We start from the raw sequence: 5,857 nt of genomic DNA on the forward strand, positions 1-5,857 counted from the left end.
CAGAACAGCAGGAGCAACCGTGGTGTCCACATCCCCTCGCTCTCAAAATAAGAGCGTACATACTCCTTATAGGCATCACCGGCCCAATTCGACCTGACATAAATGTTTGGCCGCACCAGTCAAGCTGGAGTGGGTGGTCTTGGTATCATCAGAAGGCCACGCTACGTCCACGGGCGTAAATGCAGAGGTCTGATGGAGTAATCATCATTGCCGGTAGTAGATCAGGTGAACAGATTGGTTTTCCAATACCGGTATGGAATTGGGATTTTCATAACGATCAGTACTCACTTGTTGATCGGTCAGAGAAAATCCTCCGTTACCATGACCAACACGGCTTCTCCAGGGTGTACATCGCGAGACCGATGTTGTGGAGGTCAAAGCACTGATCTCGGCTGCCCTGTTTCCAGTAATTGCTGAGGCCGGGGAGGCTGTCAGCAGGCCAAATTCTAAAACCAGTGAAGTTTCTTTTCTGCCGGGAAATAGCGATCAGCGGGACAGGTTATTGCCAAAATGGAATGCACATCCAAAAAACAATAGCATCTTTTTAAAAACAGACAGGCTGTTAAAGAGATGCGAAATTTATGAAACCTAAAAAAGTAACAGACGAAATTTACATAATCAGTAATAACTGAAATATTTTAAAGAGGTGTTCTTTTCACGAAAAAAGAACAAAATCCTGTACAGATTTTTAACGAGCTGAGATCGAAAAAAGGAACCCGATAAACTCTCGCTCTCTTGCTTTTGTATTTCACTCTGTCTGCTTCGGTTAGAGTCCTTAAAGAAGCGTTTGGTTTAGGGTGATGCTCATGCCCTTATCGGCTTCTTTCCGGTTTTTCTGTCCGTCCATCTAAAATCTTAATGCGGTCCCGCGTTGCTCTTGTCTATCGCTGTTTGAAGACCAGGCATAGAGTCAGTGAAGGGAATAAAGATGTGTAGAACAGTGATGGCTCGCGGCAGGCGGGCATCAGGGCTGTTAGCATTTACGTTGCCTGTTTCTGACTTTCTTAGCTTGACGACAATGCTCAAGGCGTGCTTGTACTTGGGGGAACCATTTATTTTTCCCGCTACTCCAGGCTTATCTTATGACAAAATTGGAAATACATGCCACAAATATCTGAGCATCGCATTATTGGCGTGGTGGCCATAAGCCGCTGCTGAAAACCGACCAACCGCCGGCGATGACCAGAAATGACTGCTTTCGGCGGCAATCCCGGCGAACTGAAGTGCTGGTAATATGTGCCCGGAGGTGGTTTACGAAGTTCCCTGGTGGTGGTGGTGCTGCACGGCTGCCTTCAGGATGCTCAAAGGCCCGCCTCAGCGGTTGGAATACCCTTGCCCGATCAGGAAATTCATCGTGCTATATCCCGCAGCAATCGGCCGCCAACAACCTCAACCGCTGTTTCAACTGGTACCAACCCGTAAGACGTTAGCCCCAACAACGGAGTGGGTCAGCGTCCATCAGCCAAATAATTGCCGCGCCCTCACGCATCACAACATAGACCGATACCCGCATCTTTGTCACCGGCGTTTCAACGGGCGGCGACATCGGTTTGGTGCTCGCTGCCTTATCGAAACCATCAAAGCGGCAGCTCAGTACGCGGCATTCCACACAGCGCTACCAACAGCCTCAGTACCGGCCTGGCGGCTACCAGCGGGCAATGTCACGCTCAGTCAAGAAGCCTGGGGGCAAGGTGAGGAGCCAAAATGCCTCTGCTCGGGTACTCATCCTCACGGCTGGCCGTCTTTCACGGAGTGGGCGACAACATCGTGAAAATGGCCAATGCCGGCGGGAGTGCCAAACAGTGGGGCTATCTGCGGTCTGGTGACTGACGCCGGAGTGGCTACTGAAATTTAATAAGCTGACCCCGGGTGAAGCGCTCCCCTGGTCGAAAGCGGGTAAAGAGGTCGTCTCGTTCCGGTACGATCTCAGCGGCCTGGGGCACGCTATTCCGGTGGAACACTGCACGGCCCCGCATCAGAACAACGGAACGGCTACCTTTTCCAATAAAGACTTGGATTTTCCATGCGGCCTGGTGGTCGGCGGTGTTTTGGTATTGCCCGATGAGGTGACCTCCTTTGAGGAAGACCAGGCGAGATTGGACCGGCGATGACACAGGGCTATACCGTACCGGCGACTACAATCGCCGGAAACGTAATAACTACGCGCCCTCAACGGCTGGTAAATCCGCCCATCGAGTTTGTTATATCCGATTACAAACGGGAGAGGGATACCCCTTTCTTGCACTTTTTTTCTGCCCGATATTGCTTTCCGAATAAAGCCTTTACTTTTACTCTATTCAACGTTTTTGAATCCTGAGAGAGAGACCGAGCTCCAATCTTACTACTGCTGGAAGAAGGATGGGGGAAGGAGAACGAATTGGGTGTATAAGAGGGATTGGAAACACAAACGTTAGCAACAACCAGAAAATGGGCATTAAAATTTATTCACAAAAGCAAAAATCACGTATGAAATATCCATTAATTATTTTGTTTGTCCTTTCAATGCAAGCATTATTTAGTCAAGAAACCACCCTAGATGAAGCGTATAAAAAAGATGTAATTGAAAAACTGTCTGTGTTAATGCAAGACTTCTACATCTATCCAGATATTGCAAAGAAAACGAGCGAACATCTTGATAACCAATATAAAGCTGGGTATTTTGATACATGTAAAGACAACCAAAGATTTGCGGCCATCCTCACAGAGGTAGTGCAAAGTGTCAATAAGGATAAGCATATGAGGATAATGTCCAATCAACCTTATATCGCTCCAAAAAATACGCTGGAAGCAAAAGCAGAGCATCGAAGGGGTCAGATTAATAATTACAGAAGCATTAATCACGGCTTTAAAGAATTGAAGATGCTGGAAGGCAATGTTGCATATCTGGATTTAAGGATGTTTGCACCTATGGATAGAGCGAAAGAAATTGCGGATGCCTATATGAAATTGATGTCTTTAGCAGATGCAGTAATCATTGATTTAACAAAAAATGGTGGTGGAGATCCATCTATGGTCCAATATCTTTGCAGTTATTTCTTTGCTCAGAAATTGCACTTAAATAGCCTCTATTACAGAGAAGGAGATAGGACTGAAGAATTTTGGACATTAGAAGAAGTAGGTGGTAAAAAATTGATTGACATACCTCTATTTGTAATGATTGGTGAAGAAACATTCTCTGGAGCAGAGGAATTCTCCTATAATATGCAAACACAAAGAAGAGCGACTTTAATAGGACAAACGTCTGCAGGAGCAGCAAATCCAGGCGGAACAAGGGGCATTAACGATCAGTTGTCTGTTTTTATCCCTACCGGAAGAGCAATTAATCCCATTACTAATACCAGCTGGGAAGGAATAGGTGTGCAACCAGAAATCATTACTAAAAAAGAAGAAACATTTGATCAAGCACTCAAAGAAGCCCAAAAAGCTGCTGATCTCTTAAGGAGAAACAAACTTGAAACATACATTCAATTGCAAAGAAAACTCAACCAAAGTCTCGAAAATTTCAAGAAAGGAGAATCAGAAAATGAAATAAGTAGCTGTATTAAAAACTTAGTAGATTCCCAACTTTTCGGAGAATGGGATATTAATAATTTAGGATATGAATACATGACAAAGCTAAATAAACCAGAAATTGGTCTATGTATTCTAAAATCCAACACTATTCATTTTCCTGAATCTCCTAATGTATATGATAGTTATGGAGAAGCTTTGAAAATAACTGGAGATTTAAAGGCTTCATTGAAAAGTTATCAAAAAGCGGTAGATATCGCAATAAAAAACAATGATGAGAATCTTACTTATTACAAAGAGGCTCTTCAAAAAATTAAAAATGAAATAAACGCAGATAAGTAGATAATATGTATTAAATGAAATAAAGGCAGTTGCTAACAAGGTACATGACGTTCATGTCGGCTAAACGCCGCCACGCCGCATGTACTAACCGTTATGCGGTTATTTTAGAAAAACGACACGATGAACTACAACGACAAAAAATTCAGACCGATTAGCAATACTGAAAACGGAGAGACTTCGAACGAAACACTTTTTCATTACAAGCAAGTTGGAAATATTCTTACTTCTGTATATTCTGGAGGGAAAATTAAATATGGTCATTTAATTGGTTTGGTTGACCATTTAGGAAATATAGAAATGCGGTATCACCAAGTAAATGACAAAGACGAATTGATGACAGGAATTTGCAAATCAACACCAGAAATTCTTGAAAATGGGAAAATTCGCCTTCACGAAAATTGGGAATGGACTTCGGGAGATAAATCAAAAGGAACATCAATAATTGAAGAACAATAAATTAAAATACAATGGCACACGAACACAACTACAAACTAACTGCAGTTTGGACAGGCAATAATGGTAATGGAACAAAAAATGTTCGAGACTATGGCCGTAGCCATACTGTAACCATTCAAGGGAAACCTGAATTATTCCTAACAACGGACAATCCTGCTGTTGGAGACAAATCAAAAGTGAATCCTGAAGATTTATTGGTTTCAGCCATTTCATCCTGCCATATGCTTTCCTACTTGTATGTATGTTCATTGGAAGGAGTTGTAATTACATCTTACACCGACAATGCCACAGGCATTATGATTGAACAGGCAAGTGGTGGCGGAAGTTTCAAAGAAGTAACTTTGAATCCAATATTTTATGTTGCCGATGAAACGATGGTAGAAAGAGCCATCGAGTTGCATCACAAAGCACACGAAATTTGTTACATAGCCAATTCTATGAATTTTGAAGTAAAGTGTAATCCAACCTGCAAAGTAGAATAAAGAATTTTTAAATTTCGAAAACGATGTGCGTCAGTTTAAGAAACGAATGGTGAACGAATTAAAAGAAAATAATGATAAACCAAGCAATAAGCAGACTGAATTTCATAATGGACAAAGTGCCAGGTATCCTGACACAAATCAGTGAAGATAAAATGTCTGAAAAACCTTCGCAAAACAAGTGGAGCAAAAAAGAAATAATTGGACATTTAGTTGATAGTGCGACAAATAATCATCAAAGATTTGTTCGTGGACAGTTTGAGGATATTCCTGAAATATGTTACGACCCAAACAAATGGAATGAATATAGTTTTTATCAACAAATTGACAGCAAACAAATTATACTATTTTGGAGTATTTACAACAGACAACTCATTGAAATTATTAAGCGAATTCCGACAGAAAATTTAAAAAAGCAAATCAGAGTTGGCGAAAATTTATTGCCCATAGAATTTTTAATTCATGATTATATTGAACATTTAGAGCATCATTTAATACAAGTAATTGACTATTGAAAATAGAAAAAAAACCGCTAACATGGGTTTGGCAATATAGCGGCTGAATTGTGCAAGATTCAACAACAGCAATCCTATTGAGCTTTAGCTGGTAAAAATCCTCCACAACTTAATCCCGACGCGACGGGATCGCCAAGCCTTAAACCAGTTAGCGGTCAGGCTACAACGATCCAACGACACGACCGGCAAGTATCAATTTGAGGCAATCTTTAATAGAAAAATAGAAGTGCGGCTATTAGAAGCTAAAATTGATGACGCCAAAACAGATTCAAATTGTAAGAAATTCTGTTACAGAAAATACTTTTATCAAATCCAAACTTGACAGACAGAAGACTGCGAAGAGTTGTACAATAAGAGAAGAGTTGATGTGTAAATTGTGGAAACAAATAGTAGGATTGCAATTGCTGACTTGAAAAGAAAATAACATTTTAGGCGTTATTTTAGACCCAAATTTGAGGAAAAAGGTATCGGACAGCTATTACACAAAACTATGTTGAATGATATTTTACACGAACAACGGAAAAAAGTTTGATTAGGAACAGCTTATAATACAAG

6 protein-coding genes are annotated in these 5,857 nt (G+C 41.2%); all 6 read left to right on the forward strand.

The window, feature by feature from the left end:
- Positions 1–1,236 precede the first annotated feature (1,236 nt).
- Positions 1,237–1,422: a hypothetical protein gene (locus tag IPM95_14410; protein ID MBK9330455.1), complete on the forward strand. Its 186-nt coding sequence runs from the start codon at positions 1,237–1,239 to the stop codon at positions 1,420–1,422.
- A 530-nt stretch (positions 1,423–1,952) separates the two neighbouring features.
- Complete coding sequence (locus IPM95_14415) at positions 1,953–2,111, forward strand: hypothetical protein (GenBank protein MBK9330456.1); 159 nt, start codon at positions 1,953–1,955, stop codon at positions 2,109–2,111.
- Positions 2,112–2,427: 316 nt separating this feature from the next.
- Positions 2,428–3,852 carry a S41 family peptidase gene (locus IPM95_14420; protein MBK9330457.1) on the forward strand — a complete coding sequence of 475 codons (1,425 nt, stop codon included), beginning with the start codon at positions 2,428–2,430 and terminating at the stop codon, positions 3,850–3,852.
- Between the two features lie 120 nt (positions 3,853–3,972).
- Positions 3,973–4,308 (forward strand): n-acetylglutamate synthase, encoded by a 336-nt coding sequence (locus tag IPM95_14425; protein ID MBK9330458.1) that lies wholly within the window; start codon positions 3,973–3,975, stop codon positions 4,306–4,308.
- Positions 4,309–4,319: 11 nt separating this feature from the next.
- The gene (locus IPM95_14430; GenBank protein MBK9330459.1) at positions 4,320–4,790 is read left to right on the forward strand and encodes an OsmC family protein; all 471 of its coding nucleotides are present in this window, start codon (positions 4,320–4,322) and stop codon (positions 4,788–4,790) included.
- A 71-nt stretch (positions 4,791–4,861) separates the two neighbouring features.
- Positions 4,862–5,302 (forward strand): DinB family protein, encoded by a 441-nt coding sequence (locus tag IPM95_14435; protein ID MBK9330460.1) that lies wholly within the window; start codon positions 4,862–4,864, stop codon positions 5,300–5,302.
- Positions 5,303–5,857: the final 555 nt, after the last annotated feature.

The organism is Sphingobacteriales bacterium (assembly GCA_016719635.1).
GTDB lineage: Bacteria > Bacteroidota > Bacteroidia > Chitinophagales > JADIYW01 > JADJSS01.